The sequence below is a fragment of the Trueperella sp. genome, from assembly GCF_043424875.1.
GTDB lineage: Bacteria > Actinomycetota > Actinomycetes > Actinomycetales > Actinomycetaceae > Trueperella.
The window spans coordinates 1-20,135 of the sequence record NZ_JBHWPL010000062.1 but is presented as its reverse complement, the minus strand read 5'-3'; the positions used below and the strand labels follow the sequence as shown (position 1 = coordinate 20,135).

15 protein-coding genes are annotated in these 20,135 nt (G+C 64.5%); 3 read left to right on the top strand and 12 right to left on the bottom strand.

The window, feature by feature from the left end; all coding sequences use genetic code 11:
- Both ACHFFR_RS06095 and ACHFFR_RS06090 read right to left on the bottom strand, forming a co-directional pair.
- Window positions 1–163, bottom strand: a 163-nt coding sequence (locus tag ACHFFR_RS06095) for a choice-of-anchor L domain-containing protein (protein WP_394263381.1), incomplete at its 3' end; no start/stop codon positions are given.
- 11 nt (window positions 164–174) lie between these two features.
- Complete coding sequence (locus ACHFFR_RS06090) at window positions 175–1,251, bottom strand: hypothetical protein (protein ID WP_394263380.1); 1,077 nt, start codon at window positions 1,249–1,251, stop codon at window positions 175–177.
- 365 nt (window positions 1,252–1,616) lie between these two features.
- Here ACHFFR_RS06090 and ACHFFR_RS06085 point away from each other — a divergent pair, with 365 nt between their 5' ends.
- Together ACHFFR_RS06085 and ACHFFR_RS06080 are read left to right on the top strand one after the other, a co-directional pair.
- Complete coding sequence (locus ACHFFR_RS06085) at window positions 1,617–2,867, top strand: homoserine O-acetyltransferase (RefSeq protein WP_394263379.1); 1,251 nt, start codon at window positions 1,617–1,619, stop codon at window positions 2,865–2,867.
- 7 nt (window positions 2,868–2,874) lie between these two features.
- Window positions 2,875–4,095 carry an alpha/beta fold hydrolase gene (locus ACHFFR_RS06080; protein ID WP_394263378.1) on the top strand — a complete coding sequence of 407 codons (1,221 nt, stop codon included), beginning with the start codon at window positions 2,875–2,877 and terminating at the stop codon, window positions 4,093–4,095.
- Window positions 4,096–4,535: 440 nt separating this feature from the next.
- Here ACHFFR_RS06080 and ACHFFR_RS06075 read toward each other — a convergent pair whose 3' ends face one another.
- From ACHFFR_RS06075 to ppdK, 9 genes are all read right to left on the bottom strand, one after another.
- Window positions 4,536–6,494, bottom strand: coding sequence for a hypothetical protein (locus ACHFFR_RS06075; protein ID WP_394263377.1), 1,959 nt, complete (start codon window positions 6,492–6,494; stop codon window positions 4,536–4,538).
- 114 nt (window positions 6,495–6,608) lie between these two features.
- Window positions 6,609–9,545 (bottom strand): FAD-binding and (Fe-S)-binding domain-containing protein, encoded by a 2,937-nt coding sequence (locus ACHFFR_RS06070; RefSeq protein WP_394263376.1) that lies wholly within the window; start codon window positions 9,543–9,545, stop codon window positions 6,609–6,611.
- Window positions 9,546–9,575: 30 nt separating this feature from the next.
- Window positions 9,576–9,839 carry a hypothetical protein gene (locus ACHFFR_RS06065; protein ID WP_394263375.1) on the bottom strand — a complete coding sequence of 88 codons (264 nt, stop codon included), beginning with the start codon at window positions 9,837–9,839 and terminating at the stop codon, window positions 9,576–9,578.
- Window positions 9,836–12,289, bottom strand: coding sequence for a ferrous iron transporter B (locus tag ACHFFR_RS06060; protein WP_394263374.1), 2,454 nt, complete (start codon window positions 12,287–12,289; stop codon window positions 9,836–9,838). Before ACHFFR_RS06060 ends, ACHFFR_RS06065 begins: the two co-directional genes overlap by 4 nt.
- A complete protein-coding gene (locus ACHFFR_RS06055; RefSeq protein ID WP_394263373.1) occupies window positions 12,286–12,513 on the bottom strand; it encodes a ferrous iron transport protein A in 228 nt (75 codons plus the stop codon). Before ACHFFR_RS06055 ends, ACHFFR_RS06060 begins: the two co-directional genes overlap by 4 nt.
- A 517-nt stretch (window positions 12,514–13,030) precedes the next feature.
- Window positions 13,031–13,234, bottom strand: coding sequence for a T6SS immunity protein Tdi1 domain-containing protein (locus ACHFFR_RS06050; RefSeq protein ID WP_394263372.1), 204 nt, complete (start codon window positions 13,232–13,234; stop codon window positions 13,031–13,033).
- Window positions 13,235–13,279: 45 nt separating this feature from the next.
- A complete protein-coding gene (locus tag ACHFFR_RS06045) occupies window positions 13,280–13,492 on the bottom strand; it encodes a hypothetical protein (protein ID WP_394263371.1) in 213 nt (70 codons plus the stop codon).
- A 316-nt stretch (window positions 13,493–13,808) separates the two neighbouring features.
- The gene (locus ACHFFR_RS06040; RefSeq protein ID WP_394263370.1) at window positions 13,809–14,210 is read right to left on the bottom strand and encodes a YbaB/EbfC family nucleoid-associated protein; all 402 of its coding nucleotides are present in this window, start codon (window positions 14,208–14,210) and stop codon (window positions 13,809–13,811) included.
- 272 nt (window positions 14,211–14,482) lie between these two features.
- A complete protein-coding gene (gene ppdK, locus ACHFFR_RS06035) occupies window positions 14,483–17,218 on the bottom strand; it encodes a pyruvate, phosphate dikinase (protein WP_394263369.1) in 2,736 nt (911 codons plus the stop codon).
- 117 nt (window positions 17,219–17,335) lie between these two features.
- On the opposite strand from ppdK, the gene ACHFFR_RS06030 reads away from it, so the two are divergent.
- Window positions 17,336–18,583, top strand: coding sequence for an MFS transporter (locus ACHFFR_RS06030; RefSeq protein ID WP_394263368.1), 1,248 nt, complete (start codon window positions 17,336–17,338; stop codon window positions 18,581–18,583).
- Here the strand turns inward: ACHFFR_RS06030 and ACHFFR_RS06025 are convergent.
- Window positions 18,572–20,080, bottom strand: a complete 1,509-nt coding sequence (locus ACHFFR_RS06025; protein WP_394263367.1) for a DUF222 domain-containing protein — start codon at window positions 20,078–20,080, stop codon at window positions 18,572–18,574. The two genes, ACHFFR_RS06030 and ACHFFR_RS06025, sit on opposite strands and share 12 nt — an antisense overlap.
- Window positions 20,081–20,135 lie beyond the last annotated feature (55 nt).

The following is a 20,135-nucleotide window of genomic DNA, read 5'->3' as shown; positions in this document are numbered from 1 at the left end:
AATGTGCCACGATCGTGGTCTGCGCAGTGGTCCAGGTGCTCTCGTTGAGCTCGGCGATGAAGGCGTCGTTGTAGCTGCTGCCGACGTAGACGGGATACTCCTCGGAGAGGAACTTGAAGTCGAAGGACAGGCAGTTGGCCCCGTCCGGGACGTCCAGGTCCACGCGCAGGATGGTCACGTCCCGGTCGGTGTCACCGCGGACGGCGTCACCGAGCAGGGAGGCGTCGGCGAAGGTGCCGGGGTGGGGGATCGACGCGAGCAACCCGGTGCTGAGCACCCCGAAGGTGCTGCCGCTGACCGGGAAGCCGCTGAGCGCGGTGCTGGTGCCGGCGTCGTCGGTGCTGGATCCGGAGCGGGCGCCGGATTAGACGGCGTCGCTGGAGCGGCAGGACTCGTCGGAACGGTGGGTGTCAAGACGGCCTGGACCGCATCGCGCTCAGCCTGCGCGTCGAGGCGCGCCTGATTCTCAGCCTCGGCATCTGCGACGAGCTGGGCCGCATCGGCGTCAGCCTGAGCACGCCGCTCCGCCTCAATATCCTCGAGCCGCTGGCGTTCAAGTTCAACTGTGGTGCCACGCTGGGCGGCAAGCTCGGCCGCGAGAGCCTCGCGCTGGGTGCTCGCCTCGGTCACCTGAGCGGCCTGCTCGTCGGCGGCGCGCTTGGCCTCGTCGGCCGTATCAATAACTGCCTGCGCAGCCTCGGCCTGTTCGGCGGCTGCGGCGTCCGCCTCTTCCTGCAACACACGGGCGACCTCTTCAAGCGCACGGAACCGCTTGACCTTCGAGTCCACCTGGTTTGCAACCGCGCCGTAAGCCTGCGAGCGCCGGTTGGCGTCCTCCACCGACTCAGCGCCGAAAATGTAGTACGACTGTGTGATCTCGCCAGCCGAGTTCTGGTACATCGCCTGCGAGACGCCGCCGAGCTCCTTGCGCGCCTCCTCGAGGTCGGCGAGCTCCTGATTGGCCTTCTCCTGCGCCTCGATGGCGAATGAGATCGACTCAGCGAGGTCAGCCTGCGCCAGAATCGACGCGGCTTCCTTCTCGGCCGCCGTCGCTGCTAGCTCGTTGCTTTGTGCCGACAGCTCCGCGAGCTCGATCTCGACATCCGCGAGCGTACGTTCGGTCTGCGCTTCGCGCGCATACGAGTCCTCGATGTCCTGGTCCGTGACCGGAACCGCCGCCGCGGGGCCGGCCATCGATGCCGCGAGACCCGCAACCGAGATGAGAACTAGTGACTTCCGTGCCCAGGTCACCCGTACCTCCGTGATTATCCGTGTTTGTGCATGGCGTGTCGCCTTGACAAAAGGCAACCTTCCGTTAAGACCGTATACCAATCTGTTACAAAAGGGAACACCAGAAACAGGATTCACAACACCTACATTTGCAACCTTGGTCACTTTAGCAACATTTGTCACAGCTTTCACGCCAGTCCCTCTAATATCCACGACGACGACCGTCCACCTTTTGGCTTTCCTGCACCAATCTTTGCAATTACCGGGCAAGCGCTTTAGGCTTTGTGCCATGGTGAAGCGAATGTAGTGCGGGCGCTGGCCCCTCCACGGACCTGGCTAGGCGCCCTTGATCGTCTTGTTATCAACAATCCGCCCAAGAGGACTCAATGACGCATCGACAATCGCACGAATACCCTGCTTACCTCGTCGGTTACCCGCCGATCACGCCCGTCACTGACGCGGCGCCCGTCGGCGACTACGACACCGGCTACCACCCACCCCTCGTCCGCAAGCCCATCCCCGCCACCGGCGCATGGCTTCCCGGCGACGATCCCGGCGAACGCAAGTTCCTCGACATTGGCCCGATGAACCTCGAACTCGGCGGCAAACTTCCCTCCGTGACCCTCGCCTACGAGACGTGGGGAGAGCTCAACGACGACGGCACAAACGCGGTCTTGCTGTGCCACGCGCTCACGGGAGATTCGCACGCCACCTCGAAGGATGGTGGCGACGGCTGGTGGAACGACATCGTCGGCCCCGGCAAAGCCATCGACACCGACCGCTGGTTCGTCGTCTGCCCGAACGTCCTCGGCGGATGCCAGGGAACAACTGGCCCGGCGTCGCCCGCCCCCGACGGCAAACCGTGGGGCTCGCGCTGGCCCGAGATCACGATCCGCGATATGTGCGACGCCGAAAAGCGGCTGGCCGATTCGCTCGGCATTGCCCAGTGGGCGCTCATCGCTGGGGCCTCGTTCGGCGGGAATCGCGTGATGGAGTGGGCGGCGTCGTATCCGGAGATGACCGGCGCAATTGCCGTACTGGTATCTGCAGCGGCGACGACGGCCGAGCAGATCGCCTACGCGAAGACCCAGATTCAGGCCATCGTTCTCGACCCCGGTTTCAACGGCGGCGACTACTACGACCATCCCGACGGCGCCGGTCCGCACCGCGGGCTCGGGCTGGCGCGCGAGCTCGCGCACATCACCTACCGCTGCCCCATCGAGTTCGACCAGCGCTTTGGCCGCACGCCTCAAGAGGGCGAGGATCCGCTCGCGGGTGGGCGCTACGCCGTCTCCTCATATTTGGATCACCACGCGTACAAGCTCGCCCTGCGGTTTGATGCGAACTCGTACATCGCGATTTCCCAGTCAATGATCACGCACGATATTGGGCGTGGGCGCGGTGGCACGGACGCCGTCGTTGAGGCGCTGGAGATGCCCGCGATCGTCGTCGCGGTGAATACGGATCGACTGTTCTACCCGCGCGATGTTGAACGGCTGGCCGCCCAGCTCCAGGGCTCGGGGCCGGCGGTCTACGTGGAATCGGAATACGGGCACGACGGGTTCCTCATCGAGAACGACCAGGTCACCAAGATTCTGCGCGATTTCCTCGACGATCCCGAGGTCTTCACGCAATAATGGCCACATGACATGGACTCCTGACCCGCTCGGCGAGGGCTTCTACCAGCGCTATCTCGAGCTACACGACGATCAATACGGACCCAATCGCGCTGCCCTCGTGACCTACCGACCGGATTGGTCGGGCGACGAAGTGCCCGACGAGGCGCTGAGTGAGCCGGCCGAGAGCGATGAGGCGGGTGCCGATGGCAGCATTGCGGGTGGAGCTAGCGGCGGGGTGACGAGTGCCGGTAGCACCGATGCGCCCAGTGCTGCCGGGCGCGGGGCTGCGAGCGCCGCCGAGGGACGCAAGCCGAGTTTCGCTCTGCTTGCCGTCCACGGCTGGAACGACTACTTCTACCACTACGAATTTGCTCAGCGCGTGGCCGAGGCGAGCGGGCGATTTTACGCTCTGGACCTGCGTAAATACGGTCGCGCGCACATGGAAGGCCAAATGTGGGGATACGTCGAAGACCTCTCGACGTACGACGAGGAGATCGGCGAAGCGCTCGACGTCATTTACGATGCCCATGGACTCGACGTCCCTCTGTTCCTGTACGGCCATTCGACCGGTGGACTAACCGCGACGCTGTGGGCTGACCGGCACCCGGGTGTGCTCCACGGTCTGATCCTGAACTCCCCGTGGTTGGAGCTTCAGGCCGCGACCGCCGTGCGCCATCTGGGGCAGCCGATCCTCGATACCCTCCACAAGATGGCGCCAACGGCCGTGTTGCCCAGCTATGACAATGGGTTTTATCAGCGTCTCGTGACCGGGTGGATGAGTGAGGAAGAGCGCGAGCAGGCAAAGAAGCTGCAGGAGGAGGCGGGAATTGCGGATGAGGAAGTCGACCCGTTTGTGCGCGAGGGCGGCTGGAATCCGAATCCGGAGTTCAGGCAGTTTCCGTCGTTTCCGATTCGGCCTGGCTGGCTGCGCGCGATCCTGCATGGCCACGAGCGAGTGGCTGAGGGACTCACCATCGACTGCCCCGTCCTCGTATTGACCAGTGGCAAGACCTACTACTCCGACACGTGGGGCGCCGAAATGCGCAACGCGGATACCGTGCTCGACGTGGAGCAAATCTGGAAGCGCGTCCCCCGGCTCGGCCCGGTAACCACGCTCGTGAAGCTCGAGGGCGCGATTCATGACGTGCTGCTCTCGCGGGCGAGCGTGCGCGATGTGGCCTACTGGCACATGAAAGCGTTCACCACTGCATTCACCTCGCCAGATCGGCCGAACAACCCAAGGTAGCTGGTTATAGCTAGCTCGGAGGTCAGCCCCGGCCATTTGTATCTGCGCTATTTCTGCCCTGTGAGCCACGCAACCTGAAAATCTTGTGATTCTGAGCGTTTTCATCGACGGTATCGGCAAAGTAGGCCGTTTTCTCACCAAATATTCCGGTCCACGGAGGTATCAGCCCGAAATCAGCGGAAAACTAGAGGGTGAGAACAGACAAGGAGCAGCCCGGGTGAGAGCAGCCAGGGGGTAGCCCAGACGGGAACGGCCGGGTGAGATCAGCCCGGGTGAGAGCAGCCAGGGAGTAGCCCAGACGGGAACGGCCCGAGTGAGACCGGCCCGGGCGGGAACGGCCCGAGTGGAAAAAGTGCACGTGGAAACAGTGCAAGTACGCGGGAGCGACCCAAGTTGTAGACGCCCGAGAGTAGGAATTGGCCGAAAAGTAGGAGCTGGCTCTACTCGAATTCGCTGAGGGTGCGGCCATCTGGTACGCGCCAGATGCGCCAGCCATCCACAAAGGAATTACCCGTAGCCTTGGCGGCGGCCTCGGTCGGGTCGGCAAAAATCCCGACGCCAATAATGTCAATCAGACCCTCGTTCGTGAGGTGCCCATTGAGCGATGACCTCTTACGCAACGAGCTCCACGTGATCTTGACCGGACCAACTTCCTCGACGATTCGCTGCATGCGTGGGTCGGGGGTTGGGTTCTCGGATTCGGAGGATTCCGAGGGTGATTCGTGAGATTCGAAGGTTTCTGGGGTTGTCTCAGCGGACAACCCGGAAGTTCCTGACTCGACCGCAGATTCGGCAGCACCAGAAGGCGCCGCGTCGGCAGACTCTGCACTCTCGTCGGAAGCATCGGGCTCCGTATTCGTCTGGCGAGCGACCTGCTCCTCAGCAACCTGCTTGACCGCCTCCACAGCGGCGGCGTTGGCTTCCGCGGTAGCGTCGGTCTGCTCGGTCGTGGCCACGTTGGTGTCGGTAGCCGCACGAGCCTGCTCGGCAGCCGCATCAGCATCGGCAGCCGCACCAGTCTGCTCCGCGGCAGCCGCATCAGCATCGGCAGCCGCATCAGTCTGCTCAGCCCTCGCCTCGGCGCCCGACTCCCACCGGTCCGAGCGTAGGGCGGCGTCGGCCACCGCACCCGACGACACATCCGAGGAGAAGCGCTCCGAGAAGATCCGCGCATCCGAGGCTTCCTTCGGCGCACTCATCTCCCACAATCGCTGCTCCGCGCGCTTGGCCGCCGCCTTCGCCTGGTCGTACAACGTGGTGCCGACCTGCTCGCGCTCGCGGGCCAGGTTGTGGAGTACCTCCTGCTGCTTCGCCTTGCGCTCCTCGCGCGATGAGCGGTGCTGCGCCGCCAAACCCGCAATCTCCGCCTCGTCACGCTTGGCCGGCCGCGCCTTCTCATTCCGCCAGCCCGAAATCTCCCACGCCTCGTCGTAGCGCAGCGCATCGCTCACGACCTCCGCATCATCAGACTGGGTATCAGTTTGATCGACGACGTCGATCGCACCCTGGTCGTTCGTAGTCTCGGCGGATTCTAGTTCGGGTTGCGCCGCAGTCGCTGGTTGGTCGTCAATATCGGCGACTTCAGCGGACTCGGGCTCAGTCTCGGGCTCGGTCACGTCCCCGGGCTCGGGCTCAGTCTCGGGCTCGGTTTCAATCTCGGCATCGTGCTGCTCATCGGCAGTCTGTTCGGTGGGTTCAGCCTGTTCGCCGGCCTCAGCACCTTCGGCATCAACCTGCGCCGCTTCGTGCTCAACCGCCTTTTCCTCAGCCTGCTCGGCGCCGCCGGCATCAGCAGCCTCGGCACCAGCAGGCGCGTCGGAGTCGATAGTGTGGGCGATGCCCATGCGGGCCTGCGCCGCGTCGATGACGCCGCGCGCCTCGAAGTTCTCCGCGATCTCCACCAGCGGACCATCCGCCCCCTGGTGAATAACGATGCGATACGTCTCAACGCCCACGCCCCGAAGTGCCGCCAACGGACGCTGGACATCCGCATCGGAGCCAACCGAGAAGATCAACAGCCTCGGTCCACGCTTGGTGATCGGCGGGGAGGACTCAACAAAGTTCTCGTAATCCCCGGCGAACGCGTCGTGCCCGCGCGTATACAAATCCGCGAGCGCCTTACGGTTCATCTCGGCGTTGCGCCCGGCGCGAGTCAGCGCCGCCACGAAAGTCTGCGCGGTCAGGTACGGGATAACCTCTATCGTCACGACCTGCCCCGTCGGGTCCAACGCCAGCAGCGATTCGGCGCCGTCGCCGATCCAGCCCACGGGGAAAAGCGGCCGCTCGATCAGTTCGAGGGACTGCGCGCGGACGGCGCTCAGCACGGAATCGTCGACGTCGCTGGCCGCCGATTCAGGCGCCGCCACGAGCCGGCCGTCACGCAATTCGAAAACTCCCACGCACTCCCCTTTCTCTGTCCTAGATTACCCGACCCCGCCCCCTCAGGCGTGTCCGAAATTGCTCCTGCGGTATGAGGTTCGGCCTATCCCTGCGCGGCTCGCGATTGCGGGCGATCAGCGCGCGGTGCGCCTGCGTGTCGCGCGGCCATCGCGCAAAAGCTCAGCCAAATGCACGCCTTGGTCGCCCACGAGCTGTTGGGCCTGCGTGCGGCATGAGAATCCGTCGGCGAGGTACACGGCGTCGGGCGCGGCATTCGCGAGCGTCGGTATCAGGTTGTTTTCCGCCACCTTCACCGACATCTCGTAGTGTCCCTTCTCCATGCCGAAGTTGCCCGCCAGCCCGCAGCACCCGGACAGCGTGGTCAGAGTCGCGCCCGCCGCCTTGAGCAGCTCGGCATCCGAGTCCCAGCCCATCACCGAGTAGTGGTGGCAGTGCGGCTGCGCCACGATCTCCACGCCCGTCAGGTCCGGCGCCTCCCACTCCCCCGGCCCAACCGGCTCCGGCGCGCTCAGCAGCTCGGCGAGCGTGAACGTCATGTCGGCAACCACACCGACGCGCTGGTCATCCGGCAGCAGGTCGCACATATCCTCGCGCAACACCGCGGTACACGAGGGCTCCACGCCCACGATCGGAATCCCCGACGCCGCAAACGGCGCCAGCACCGTCAGCAAGTTCGTCAGCTCCTTCTTCGCATGCCCGAGCTGCCCGGTCGTGATCCACGTCAGCCCGCAGCACGCGTCCTCCGGCGGGATAAGCACCGTGTAGCCCGCCCGCTGCAACACCTCGACCATCGCCTGCGCGCCCGCCGTATCCAGCGTCTCCGAGAACGAGTCCGCCCAGAGCATCACGTACTTTTCGCCGTCTGGTCCAGCATTTTGTTCGACGACGACGCGGCCCTCGGCGTTCGGCCGCAGCCCTTGCGTGGCCGCCTGCGCGGCTTTCTTGTGACTGGCCGCGATGCGTGAGAACCGTTCGGTGGCAAACCCTGGCATCTGGCGGCGAAAGTCGATGCCGAGCGTCGAAAAGGCCAGCTTACGAATCGGGCCGATCTTCAGAACGGCGTTCGCGATCGCCGCCACGGGTGGCAGCCACGTGACCAGGCGGCCAAGAATCGGCAGGTTGCCGAGCACGTAATGGGTGCGCGGGCGGAGCTTGCCCTTGTACCCGCGGTACAGCGCCTCGGACTTGTACTTGGCGAGGTTCACACCCGTCGGGCAGTCGCGCCCGCACGCCTTGCAGGCCAGGCACAGATCCAGCGCCTCGACGACGGCCGTGTCCGCAAAGTCCTTCACCAGGGTTCCGTTCGTGACCTCTTGGAGCACGCGAGCGCGCCCGCGCGTCACGTCCTTCTCGTCCCGACTCGCCAAATACGACGGGCACATGAAGAACCCCGCCGCCGTGCGGTCCGCCCGGCAGTTGCCCACGCCGGTACACCGGTGAACCGCCCGCGTGAAATCGCCCTGATCTTCCCTAAAGTGAAAACCGCCCGCGTATTCGGTGGGCGCGGCGCTCGGTCGCCGAAGGTCGGCGTCGAGCGGCTCGGGGTCTACGAGGATGCCGGGATTGAGCACACCCTCGGGATCAAACAGATTCTTCACGCCCGCGAAGAGCTCGATCACCTCGGGCGGGTACATGCGATCGAGCATCTCCGAGCGAGCGCGCCCATCGCCGTGCTCGCCTGACATCGACCCGCCATAGCTCACCGCAATATCCGTGGCCTCTTCCATGAACTGGCGCATGACCGGCACGCCGGTCGCCTCGTCGATCGGGAAGTCGATTCGCACGTGTACGCAGCCGTCCCCGAAGTGGCCGTACATGAGGCCGTCCAGTCTGTGGCGGTCCATCACCGCGCGCAAGTCGCGAAGGTAATCTCCGAGCTTCTCGGGCGGCACGGCCGAATCCTCCCAGCCCGGCCAGGCGGGATTGCCGGCGGGCGTGCGGCCGCCCAACCCGGCGCCGTCGGCGCGAATGCGCCACAGCTCGGTGGCCTCCGACCCCGGCGGGCGCACCATAACCGCGTCCGTGCCCGCATCGCGCGTAATGGCCTCGACCCGCTCAGCCACCACCGAGATGTCCTCGCCTTCTTGCGCGCCCACCTCGATGAACAACCAGCCGCCACCGGGCGGCAGATCCGGCACCGTCCCCTTCGAGCGGCGCACCACGTCCACGAGCTCCGCGTCGATGCCCTCCACCGCCAGCGGCGAGTGTTCGAGCAGGGCGGGTACGGCGTCGGCAGCCGTGGCCATGTCCGGGTAGCCGAGCACGATCAGGGTCGGAGCCTGCGCGAGCGGTACCAGCCGCAGGGTTGCTTCGGTGACGACTACGAGCGTGCCCTCCGAGCCGACCAGCATCTTCGCCAGGTCTCGCCCATTTTCAGGTAGCAGGTGTTCCATTGAGTAGCCGGAGACCTGCCGTGAGAACCGGCCAAAGTTCGTCCGCACGTCGGCTAGATGTGTATCGACCAGCGATTCGAGCCCTGGCACGGCGTCCAGTGCCGTGTCGCCTGCGCCTGCCGTGAACGAGCGTCCCTGCCCGTCGATGCATTCGAGCTCTAAGACGTTGTCGGCCGTGCGTCCCCAGGCAACGGCGTGCGGGCCGCACGCGTTGTTGCCGATCATGCCGCCGAACGTTGCACGGTTTTGGGTGGAAGGGTCCGGGCCAAAACGCAACCCGTGTTTAGCCGCCTCGCGCTGCAGGTCGCTCATGATCACGCCCGGCTGCACGCGCGCCGTCCGCGCCTCGGGGTCAATCTCAAGAATCTTGTTCATGTACCGCGAGAAATCGAGCACGACGCCAGCCCCCACGGAATTGCCGGCCACCGAGGTGCCACCACCCCTGGACGTCAGCGGCACCCCCTGCTCGCGGCAGATCTGCAGGACGGCCGCAACGTCGTCGTCGTTCTTGGGGAACACAACGAGAGTGGGAGGCACGCGATAGTTGGAGGCGTCCGTCGAATACTCGGCGCGGGCGCGGGCAGAATCGTCGACCTCGCCCGAAATCCGCTCAGCGATTTGGTCGGCGAACGTTGCCGCGTGGACGTGTGCAGTCATGTCTCCTCCTCGAGTACGCCCGCGCAGGTCCTATCGGGCGAAGGCGCACCCTGCACAACTGATCTTAGCCGCTTCGGTCTGGGCCCCACCGGGACTGCACGCACCGTGGTCAGAGCTGCACAGCGAGGCGGCCGAGCCGAGCATGCCGAGGCGGTCGAAGTGGTCAAGGATCGTCTTGACGAACACCTCCGACGTGCCGGTCCGCCTCGCCACGGCCGGCACCGTGGCGCCCGCGCGGATCTCGGCGAGCACGCGCTCGGTGGCGTTCGCCGCGGGGCGGGCGGGCGCGCTCACAGGAACAGCTTCCCGATTTGGAAGATACCCACGGCCAGCGCCCACGCCACCGCAAGTTGCACGACGACGGCGATCGCGGTTTTGCGTCCGCCAATGAGTCTCGCCTGCTCGGCCACCGTGGCCATGCACGGGGTGTAGGCAAGGACGAACACGAGGAAGGCGATGGCGGCTAGGCCTTGGTAGCCCTCGCCGGCGGTCTCGGTGAAGGACTCGCTGAGGAGGTCGGGCAGGACGCCGAGGTTGTCGCCGTTGTCTTCGGCGTCGCCGGCCGCTGCCGGGTCCATGTTGTAGGAGGTGACGATCGAGGAGACCACGGTTTCTTTGGCCACGAAGCCGGTCATGAGGGCGCCTGTCATGTGCCAATCGCCGAAGCCCGCCGGCTCGAAAACCGGCTCAAGGAGCTTGGCGGCCTGGCCGTAGGCGGAGTGTTCCATGGCGAGCTCGGGGTCGGCGAAGGCTTTGCCCTCGGCGCCTTGGCCCATGGGGATCGCGCCGAGGAGCCACACCACCATGGTCATGGCCACGATGATTTTGCCGGCGCCCTTGATGAAGATCCACGAGCGCTGCACCGCGTGGCGCAGGAGCACCAGGATGCGGGGCACCTGGTAGGCCGGGAGGATGAGCATGAGGGGCGCCTCGGCGTCGTGCTTCGTGATGAACTGCTTGAGCACCCAGGCCGCTACCACGACCAGCACCAGCGAGACCACGTACATCCCGAACACGACCGTTCCCGCCGTGTTCGGGAAGAAGATCTTGGCGATCATGAGGTAGATCGTCAGCCGCGCCGCACACGAGGTATAGGGCGTGATGAGCACTGTGACCAGCCGCTGCGAGGCGGACGGGAGAGTGCGGGCGGCGGCCAGTGAGGGCAGGTTGCAGCCGAAGCCCATGATCAGCGGGAGCACCACGCGCCCGTCGAGGCCGATGCGGCGCATGAGGCGGTCGGCGAGGAAGGCAGCGCGGGCCATGTAGCCGGAGTCTTCGAGGATGGACAGCGCCGCGAAGATGGTGAACATCAGCGGCACGAACGATGCGACGACGCCCAAGCCCGTGACCAGCCCGTTGATGAGGAGCGAGTCGAGCCATGTGCCCGATAGGCCGGTGGCGGACAGCAGCCAGCCCACGCCGTTGGCCAGCGAGATCGCGCCCGGCTCGGTGTTCGTGAAGAGGGAATCGAAGAGGTCCTGGATCGGGCCGATCCACTCCCCCGCGAGCTTGAAGAGCAGCCACATGAGGGCAAGGAACACGAGCGGGCCGGCGAATGGATTGAGTAGGACGTGGTCCACGCGGTCCGAGCGCGACGGGCGCGGCTCGGCATTCTGCACGTTCTCGGTGATGGCGGATTCAACGCGGTCGACCCACGAGAAGAGGGTGGCCGCGCGCTGGAGCTCGCCGGTTGACTGCGGGTCGTGGTCGGTGGGCTGGGCGGGCGCTGCCGTGCCGTAGCTTTCGCCGAGGTCGAGGCCGGCGGTGGCGCTGTGGCCGCATCCGCAGTTTGTGGTGGGGGCTGGCGTGCGCTTCTGGGTGCCTGTTTCTGGGTTGCTGGTCAGCCCGCCGATCTCGAGCGGAATCGGACCGGAGCTGGCGGGGCCAGCCGGGGTTCCGGTACCAGCCGGGGATCCAGCACCGTCCGAGGATCCAGTGCCAGCCGGGGATGCGGTGCCAGCCGAGGCTCTAGTTCCAGCCTGGGAGCCAGAGCCAGCCGAGCGGCCATTGCCAGCCGAGGAGACGGCGTCGTTCTTATTGCATCCCTCGCAGGGGCAGGTGGTCTGCGCGAGGAGGTCGCGCGAATCGATGTCGCTGATGCGGCAGTCGGACACGCGGGCGGCGGTGGCGAATTCGGAGTAGCCGGGCGCGGTGGGGTCGGGGTCGATGCCGCTCACACGCTTGGGTTCGCGGGTGGCCTGCTCGATGAAGCGGTCGAGCTGCGGGTAATCCTTGGATTTGCGCGGGTCGAACACGAGCACCGGGATGCCGAGCTCTCGCGAGATGGCCGAGGGGTTGATGGTGATGCCGTTGTCTGCGGCGACGTCCGCCATCGAGATGATGGCCGCGAGCGGGTAACCGGTTTGGGCAAGCTGGGCCACGAGGTAGAGGGAGCGCGTGAGGGCGCCGCCGTCGAGGACGGCGAGCACGAGATCGAGGCATCCGCCGGTCAGTGAGTTGACCGTGGCCGACGACAGCGTATCCGCCACAACCTTCTCATCCGGGCTGTTCGGGACGAGCGAGTATGTGCCGGGCAGGTCGAGGATCGTGGCGCCGACGTTTTTCCACGTGCCGACCTGCACCTCGACCGTAGTGCCGGGCGCGTTCATGACGGCTTGGCGGGCGCCGGTCACGCCATTAAAAAGCGTTGATTTGCCGACGTTCGGGTTGCCGACGAGGGCGATCGTAGTGCCTTCGCAGGGGCGCTTCGTACGGCGAGTGCGGGTGGTGGGCTGGGTGGTCATGCCGCCACGGGCTCCGCGAGGATCTTCTTGGCTGAACGGTGGTCGACGGCCACGCGCGAGCCAGCAATGTTGAGGATCAATCCGCCGAAACCTGCCCGCTGGATGATCGTGGCTTCGGCGCCGATGCGCAGGCCGATCTCGTGCATGCGCAGGAGGCTGCGCTGCGGGAGTTCAATTTCCGTCAGGCGAAGCGCCACGCGAGTAGGACACTCTGCGAGCCTCATAAACCCTCCAAGGACTGTGAACAAATGGCTGGAATACTGGTAAGGCTACCCTTACCTCACCTATTTTCGAAAGCCGAAAGTCCCGTTATTCGGAGGTTGGAGCCAGTCCAGATATGGCGCTGGATTTTGGTGGGTTTTTGGGCTGCTATGGGCTGCCCCGGACGGGTTGCGGCAATCTGGCTGGGCCGGCTGCGGCGGTCAGGCTGGCCGGTTGTGGGGGCTGACCTGAAAAACTTGTGAGAAAAAGGCCGAAATGGGCAATAACGTCGATCAAAACGCTCAGGCTCACAGAATTTTCAGGTCTGGCCAAGCGCCGGCCGGTTGTGACTGTCAGCCCGGGCAAGTTATGGCTGCTGGCCCGGGCTGGCCCCGGCGGTTATGACAGCTGGCATGCGCCGGCTGCGGCGGTCAGGCTGGCCGGTTGTGGGGGCTGACCTGAAAAACTTGTGAAGAAAAGGCCGAAATGGGCAATAACTTCGATCAAAACGCTCAGGCTCACAGAATTTTCAGGTCTGCCCTAACGCCAGTAGGGAATAACGCCCGCAAAGTCCGTTATGAGGGCGATGTGCTCGATAAGCTTGACCTCCTGCAGGTTCTCCACCCGTTGCGGACCACCAAGCACGAGCAACGGCACGTAACCGAAGCACTCGTCGTAGGCAGGCTCGCCATAGGCGGCCACCGCCTCCGGATAGGGGCTCCACACAAAGACGTCCTCGAGCATTCCGCATTTTCGGATCCGGGCTCGAACGCATCTGAATAGACATCCTTATGTGCCAGCTCGAGCTCGCGGGAAGCCCTTGCGCATGATCAGGCTCGTGTAACCAGTCCCGTCCCACACGATCAGATCGCCCATACTCGTCGCAAAGAGCGGAATGATATCCTCGCGCGGCAGCACGTGACCGATCTTTGCTAAGAACTCATCCGGGTCAATTACTTTCAAAAGGCCTTTGAGTGCCGTGCCAAAACCGTGGTTTGCCATAGCTCAATGATGCTGTCCTCTACCCGACCGCGGTAGCGCTCAAACAACTCGTCGGGCACCTGTTCTACGGTCTGAAAATCAAGGAAGGGAAACTTCACGGCCGGACTCCATTCTTACTTCGTCCTAAGGTCCACGTTAAGCAGCGTATTTGCTCGTCACGTGCCGAGGCTCGCTGAGAGCCAGTCACCGTTTCGGAGGCCATCAGCCGCGGTGGTGATGTCGTCAACGAGGGTGAGGCCGGTGAGGGAGTCTGCTCGGCCTGTTGCTTTGGAGGCGTGCGCGCTGGCGACGCCGGCATCGAACCTGACCCGCATGGTTACCAGAGCCGGGTGGCGCCGCGCCGGGGCTGGTCGTCGTCATCGTCGGCGGGTCCCACGTCCACGACTTGCCCGTAGGCCTGCTCGGCGATCGTCTTCGCCGTGGGCGAGTTGCGGCCCCATGCCTGCTCGGCGAGCTCCGCGGCCTGCGCAGCGCACTGACGCTGGGTCGCGGACATTGTTTCCATGATGAGTGCTGCCAGTTCTTCGCCCGACGACGACAGCGCGTCATCGCTTATCTCTAGGCTCATGAGTCGTCCGGTTGCGTCGACGACGACGTTCACCTCGCCATCCGGTGAGGAGCCCTCCTGGCGGAGTTCGAGCATTTTCGCGTTGACTTCGCGTGCCTTGTCGGCCCGTGCTTGGACCTCGGCGAGGGTCTCAGAGACGAAATCAGACATGGGGTCTCCCTAGATCAAAGTGCTCTATCACTATCTGCGATTGAGCCTAGCGGCACTGGTAAACCGCTGGACAGACCGAATTATCCCGTTCCACACTTCGGACGGCAGCAGCCACGCCCACGCACGCACCGGTAGCACCCGCAGCATCAACCACACACCGGCAACACCACCCACATCCCACTCGCAACAAAAGGCCGGCCGCTCCCCCACAGGGGAACGGCCGGCCCTCCGAGTCGGACTAGGCCACTAGCCCGCCCGCTTCGCTAACGCACTTAGTTGCTCGGAACGAACTGCGTCTCGTAGGTGGTCTCGTTCTCGATCGCGGCGCGGCCTGCCTCGAGGCGGGCAATCGGCACGCGGAACGGCGAGCAGGACACGTAGTCGAGGCCAACCATCTCGAAGAAGTGGATCGACTGCGGATCGCCGCCGTGCTCACCACACACGCCGAGGTGGATCTCGGGCTTGGTCTTGCGGCCACGCTCAACGGCGATGTCCACGAGCGGTCCAACGCCACCGAGATCAACGGATTCAAACGGCGAAACGCCGAAGATGCCGTAATCGAAGTAGTCGTTGAAGAACGTGCCTTCGACGTCATCGCGGGAGAAGCCCCACGCCGTCTGCGTGAGGTCGTTCGTGCCGAACGAGAAGAAGTCGGACTCGGTTGCGATGGTGTCGGCCGAGATGGCTGCGCGCGGGAGCTCGATCATGTTGCCGATCGGGATGTCCAGCTTCTGGCCGGTCTCTTCCTCGACCTCGGCGATGACTTCCTCGGCGATCTCGCGCACGATCTGCATTTCGCGGATCGAGCCGATGAGCGGAACCATGATCTCCGGCTTCGGATCCTTGCCGTCCTTGATCAGCTTGGCGGCTGCCTCGGAAATGGCGCGGACCTGGAGTCGGATGAGGCCCGGAATCTTCAGGCCGAGGCGAACGCCGCGAAGGCCGAGCATCGGGTTCTGCTCGTGGTTCTGGCGAACGGCCGCGAGCACTTCGCGCTCTTCGTCGGTGACTTCCTCGCCCTTGGCTTCCTTGACGGCGAGGTCAACCGAGAGTTGCGTGAGGTCCGGGAGGAACTCATGCAGCGGCGGGTCGATGAGGCGAACCGTGACGGGCAGGCCGTCCATCGCGTCAAAGATGCCAACGAAGTCTTCGCGCTGGTGCGGAAGGAGCTTCTCGAGGGCGGCCTTCTGGGCGTCGTCGTCCTTCGCGAGAATCATTTCCTCAACGAGCTTGCGGCGTTCGCCAAGGAACATGTGCTCGGTGCGGCACAGGCCGATGCCCTGGGCGCCGAAGTCGCGAGCTGCCTTGGCATCCTCGGGGCTGTCGGCATTGGCGCGCACGCGCATGCGGCGCTTCTCGTCGGCGTGGGTGAGGATGCGGTCCACGGCGTGGACGAGCTCCTCGGAGCCCTCGTCCGGTGCCACTGCCAGGCCGGCTTCGAGGCCGGAGGTCAGGTATGCGGTGACCGGCGAATCGGTGACGGGCACGTCGCCTTCGAAGATCTCGCCGGAGGCGCCGTCGATAGCGATGACGTCGCCGACCTTGTACTGCTTGCCCGTGGACTTGATGTCCATCGTGCCAGCGCTTTCGTTGATCAGCAGATCGTCGGCGCCAACAACACAGCAGCGGCCCATGCCACGGGCGACGACGGCGGCGTGCGAGGTCTTGCCTCCACGTGCGGTCAGGATGCCCTCGGCAACGACCATGCCTTCGAGGTCGTCGGGGTTGGTCTCGCGGCGAACGAGGATGACGGAGGCGCCAGCCTTCGTGCGTTCGACGGCGGTGGCGTTGTCCATGACAATCTCGCCCACGGCTGCGCCGGGCGATGCCGGCATGCCACGCGAGATCTCAACCTTGTCCGCGTCCTTGTCGAACTGCGGGAAGAGAAGGGAGGTCAGCTGGTCGCCGGTCACGCGGGTGACGGCCTCATCGCGGGTGATGAGCTTCTCGTCAACGAGCTGGTCGGCGATGCGGAACGCGGCGGCGGCGGTGCGCTTGCCCACGCGGGTCTGGAGCATCCAGAGCTTGCCGCGCTGGACGGTGAACTCGATGTCACACAGGTCGCGGTAGTGGGTTTCGAGGCGGTCCATGATGCTGGTGAGCTCGTCGTAGGACTTCTTGTCGAGTTCCTCGAGAGCGGACAGCGGCAGCGTGTTACGAATACCGGCGACGACGTCCTCGCCCTGAGCGTCCTCAAGGTAGTCGCCGTAGACGCCGGAGTGGCCGGTGGAGGGGTCGCGCGTGAAGCAGACGCCCGTGCCGGAGCCTTCGCCCATGTTGCCGAACACCATGGTCTGAACGTTGACGGCCGTGCCGATATCGGCAGGGATGTGTTCACGACGACGGTAGATAACGGCGCGCTCGGTGTTCCAGGAGTTGAACACGGCCTCGATCGCGAGGTCGAGCTGGGTGCGGGGGTCTTGCGGGAAGTCCTCGCCGGTCTCCTTCTTGATGATCTCCTTGAACTCGTCAACGAGACGCTTGAGGTCGTCCGTCGTCATGTCAGGATCGCCTGCGTAGCCCTTCTCGTCTTGGAGGGCGTGCAGGGCGTCGGCGAAAGGTTCACCTTCGATGTGAAGGACGGTCTTACCAAACATTTGGAGGAGGCGGCGGTAGGAATCCCACGCGAAGCGCTCGTCGCCAGACTGCTCTGCCAGGCCGACCACGGACTCATCGTTGAGGCCGATATTCAGGACGGTTTCCATCATGCCGGGCATCGAGAACTTCGCGCCGGAGCGGACGGACATGAGGAGCGGATCCTTCGAATCGCCGAGGTTCTTGCCCATGGTTTCTTCGACGCGGCGGATGGCACGCGTGACTTGGACCGCCAGTTCGTCGGGTGATTCCCCATTCTTGAGGTACACGCGGCAGGCTTCCGTGGTGATGGTGAAGCCGGGCGGGACGGGCAGGCCAAGGTTGGTCATCTCGGCGAGGTTTGCGCCTTTACCACCGAGCAGGTCCTTTTGTTCCTTGTCGCCCTCGGTAAAGTCGTATACGTACTTTGTCATCTTCCCTCCATTGGGATACTTGAATCGTCCACACAAATCTACCACCGCGCGCGGGCTAATATCGACCTACGTCCTACGTGTTCGCAGGTGGATCGGCCGGGCTGATAGCGTGTGCCCGTGACGATCTTGCTGGCCATCATTTACGCCGCCTTTATTTCTCTCGGTTTGCCCGACGCCGTGGTGGGAGCCGCCTGGCCGTCGATGTACGGGGAGCTCGGGGCCGATAGCGCCGCGGCTGCGCTCGTGAGCATGGTCGTGGTGGTCTCGACGATTGCGGCCTCGTTTTCGGCCGGGTGGCTGCTCAGGCGGTTCGGGACGTTCGCCGTGTCAGCCGGTTCTGTTGCCCTGACCGCGCTGGCGCTATTCGGGTATGCGTTCGTGCCGAGTTTCGCGTGGCTGCTCGTGTTGGCCATTCCGCTGGGGCTCGGCGGCGGCGCGATCGACACGGCTCTCAACGCGTTTGTTGCCGTCAACTACTCCTCGCGGCACATGAATTTCTTACACGCCTCCTGGGGTATCGGCGCGGCGCTCGGCCCGCTCATCGTGGGATTCTGGCTGAGCGTGAGCGGGCAGTGGCGCCCCGCGTACGTGACGATCGGCATCTTGCAGGCGGCGCTGTTTGTCGTGTTCTTGGGCTCGCGCCGGTTGTGGAAAGCGCACGACGCCGCCCGCGCCGCTATCGCCGAAGGTTCGGCTGACGGGACCGACGACGACGCGAGTGATCCCGAAGCGCTCGGCTCCGCCGACGGCGTCGAGGCGGGTGGGTCGGCGTCGTTGCCGTCGGGCGCCGAGCTCGCTGACCGTCCGTGGTTCAGGATGCCGAATCTGGCGATCATCCTCGTGGGATTCTTCGCCTATTCGGCGGTCGAGATGACGCTGGGGCTGTGGGGCGCGACGTATTTCGTGACGCGGTTCGGGCTGAGCGAGGACCTGGCTGCCGCGGGTGGTGCGGCGTTCTATATCGGCATCACGGCCGGGCGCGTGGCGGCGGGCGTGGCGGCGAGCCGGATGTCGAACCACGGGCTGCTTCGGGCCGGGGCCGCCGTGCTGACGCTGGGCGCCGTCGCGCTGTTTGTGCCGGTGCCGGTGGTGAGCTTGGCCGGATTCGCGCTGGCTGGGTTCGGGTGCGGGCCGATCTATCCGATGATGTTGCAGGAGACGGCGCGCAGGTTTGGCACGGTGAACACCGAGCGCATGATGGGCATCCAGATGGGCCTGGCCTACTCGGGCATGCTGGTCGCTCCCCCGCTGACCGGATTGTTGCTCACGCGCGTCTCGCCGGTGGCGCTACCCGCGGTGGCGCTGGTGTTGGCGGCCGCGGTAACGGTGAGTATCTACGGGGTGGAGAAGCGGCTACGGCGGTGACGTACCCCCTCGCGCATCCGGAGGTTTCTCGCCGTGCGGGCGCGGACCTGCCAAGATCCGGCCGTTGGGTTTCCTGAAAACCCAACCATGTTCGTGGTGAGTGATCGTGATGTCGTGTTGGTGCACGTAAGTGTGGTGGTACCAGCACAACATGACGAGGTTGTCGATATTCGTTGGCCCGCCGTCACGCCAGTATTGGGCATGGTGCACCTGTGAGCTCGAAATCGTCTGGTCACATCCGGGGAACCGGCACGTTTTGTCTCGGGCTACTACGGCTCGGATCTGATTCTTCGTCACGATCCTACTTGCCCGACCGGCGTCGAGCACCTGCCCCTTCGCCCCGAAAATGATGCGCGCAAGTTCCGAGTTACACAGCAGGGCCTGCAGCTGGGAGGGCACGAGGGGCGTGCCGTCGTCGAATGTCGCTGGCTCCAGACCTTCGAACACGTCCGACGAGTAGCCAGAGGAAATCGTCGCCAAAATCCGCCCCAGCGTCTGCGATGAATGTGCACAACTCGATTTTTTCGCGCCGTCCTTGGGCTTATCAACCACGCGTTTGCTGTTGGCGTGTTCGGCACTGATCTGGGCGGCCATCTCCGCTCCAACCATGGTCTCCAACGGCACGTGCACGCTCACGTGCGGGGTGATCAACGCGGATTTCTTAATATCTCCGTACTCGGCAGCCCGCGAACAGAGCGCAACCAAGGCGTCAGCGCGGCGCTGTTTGGGTCCGCGTAGATCATTAGCCGTAGGCACGCCCATCTGCGCGCTCAACACGGTGTTGACCAAATGCCCGTTGACCGGGCCAAATTTGCCGTTCAACGCCCATCCCCAGCCGCGCTCAATCATCATGAGTTCTTCATCAAGCGACTCTTGACGGGCTTGCTCTTCAGCCTGTTCGGGTTCGTGCTTGATCGCCCACGCTTTGACGTGCTTACGGAACCGATCCGGATCCATCGTCTTCGCGGCATCCAACAGCAGGGCTTCGCCCTCCTCCGGGTCGGCTAGCCGGGCCTTGAGCTCCGGCGTCGTCGCCACGTGGTTAATCGCGTCCACATGCGCCATGGAAATCCCGCCCGCATGTACTTCTTCCCGGAACTTGGGGAGTTCTTTGCGTAGCGTCTTGGCGCGTTTGATCGTCCGCGAGGATTCAGCCTTCGTGGCCCCGCTGGTTTTGCGTTCTACATCCTCAAGCGTCCATGATCCCTGCCCTCGCCAGGCACCAGATTCGTCAATTACAGCCAACACATCGGCACGGATCGCGGTCAGTTTACCGATCGCGGTGGCGAGCTCTGTGGATAGAGCCATCTGCACCCGACCTCCGAGCACTTCTGGATCAACTCCACCAAGTTCGGCCAGGCACGCCCGCAGATCCATCACGGCATTTCGCGCCCGAGCCACCACCAACTCATCCACGACGCCGGCCGCCCTCGGCTGACTTCCATCGCTCGCGCGCGCAGGAGAACCGCCATCGATCCATGCTTGCTGAGCAGACATTGCGGCCTCCTTTCCGTGAGCGTTTACCGTTATCTCAATTGTAAAAACCGGAGAG

Coding starts and splice junctions, on each gene's coding strand:
- ACHFFR_RS06085 (WP_394263379.1), top strand. CDS start 1,617: ATGACGCATCGACAATCGCACGAATACCCTGCTTACCTCGTCGGTTAC.
- ACHFFR_RS06080 (WP_394263378.1), top strand. CDS start 2,875: ATGACATGGACTCCTGACCCGCTCGGCGAGGGCTTCTACCAGCGCTAT.
- ACHFFR_RS06070 (WP_394263376.1), bottom strand. CDS start 9,545: ATGACTGCACACGTCCACGCGGCAACGTTCGCCGACCAAATCGCTGAG.
- ACHFFR_RS06060 (WP_394263374.1), bottom strand. CDS start 12,289: ATGACCACCCAGCCCACCACCCGCACTCGCCGTACGAAGCGCCCCTGC.
- ACHFFR_RS06055 (WP_394263373.1), bottom strand. CDS start 12,513: ATGAGGCTCGCAGAGTGTCCTACTCGCGTGGCGCTTCGCCTGACGGAA.
- ACHFFR_RS06050 (WP_394263372.1), bottom strand. CDS start 13,234: ATGCTCGAGGACGTCTTTGTGTGGAGCCCCTATCCGGAGGCGGTGGCC.
- ACHFFR_RS06045 (WP_394263371.1), bottom strand. CDS start 13,492: ATGGCAAACCACGGTTTTGGCACGGCACTCAAAGGCCTTTTGAAAGTA.
- ACHFFR_RS06040 (WP_394263370.1), bottom strand. CDS start 14,210: ATGTCTGATTTCGTCTCTGAGACCCTCGCCGAGGTCCAAGCACGGGCC.
- ppdK (WP_394263369.1), bottom strand. CDS start 17,218: ATGACAAAGTACGTATACGACTTTACCGAGGGCGACAAGGAACAAAAG.
- ACHFFR_RS06025 (WP_394263367.1), bottom strand. CDS start 20,080: ATGTCTGCTCAGCAAGCATGGATCGATGGCGGTTCTCCTGCGCGCGCG.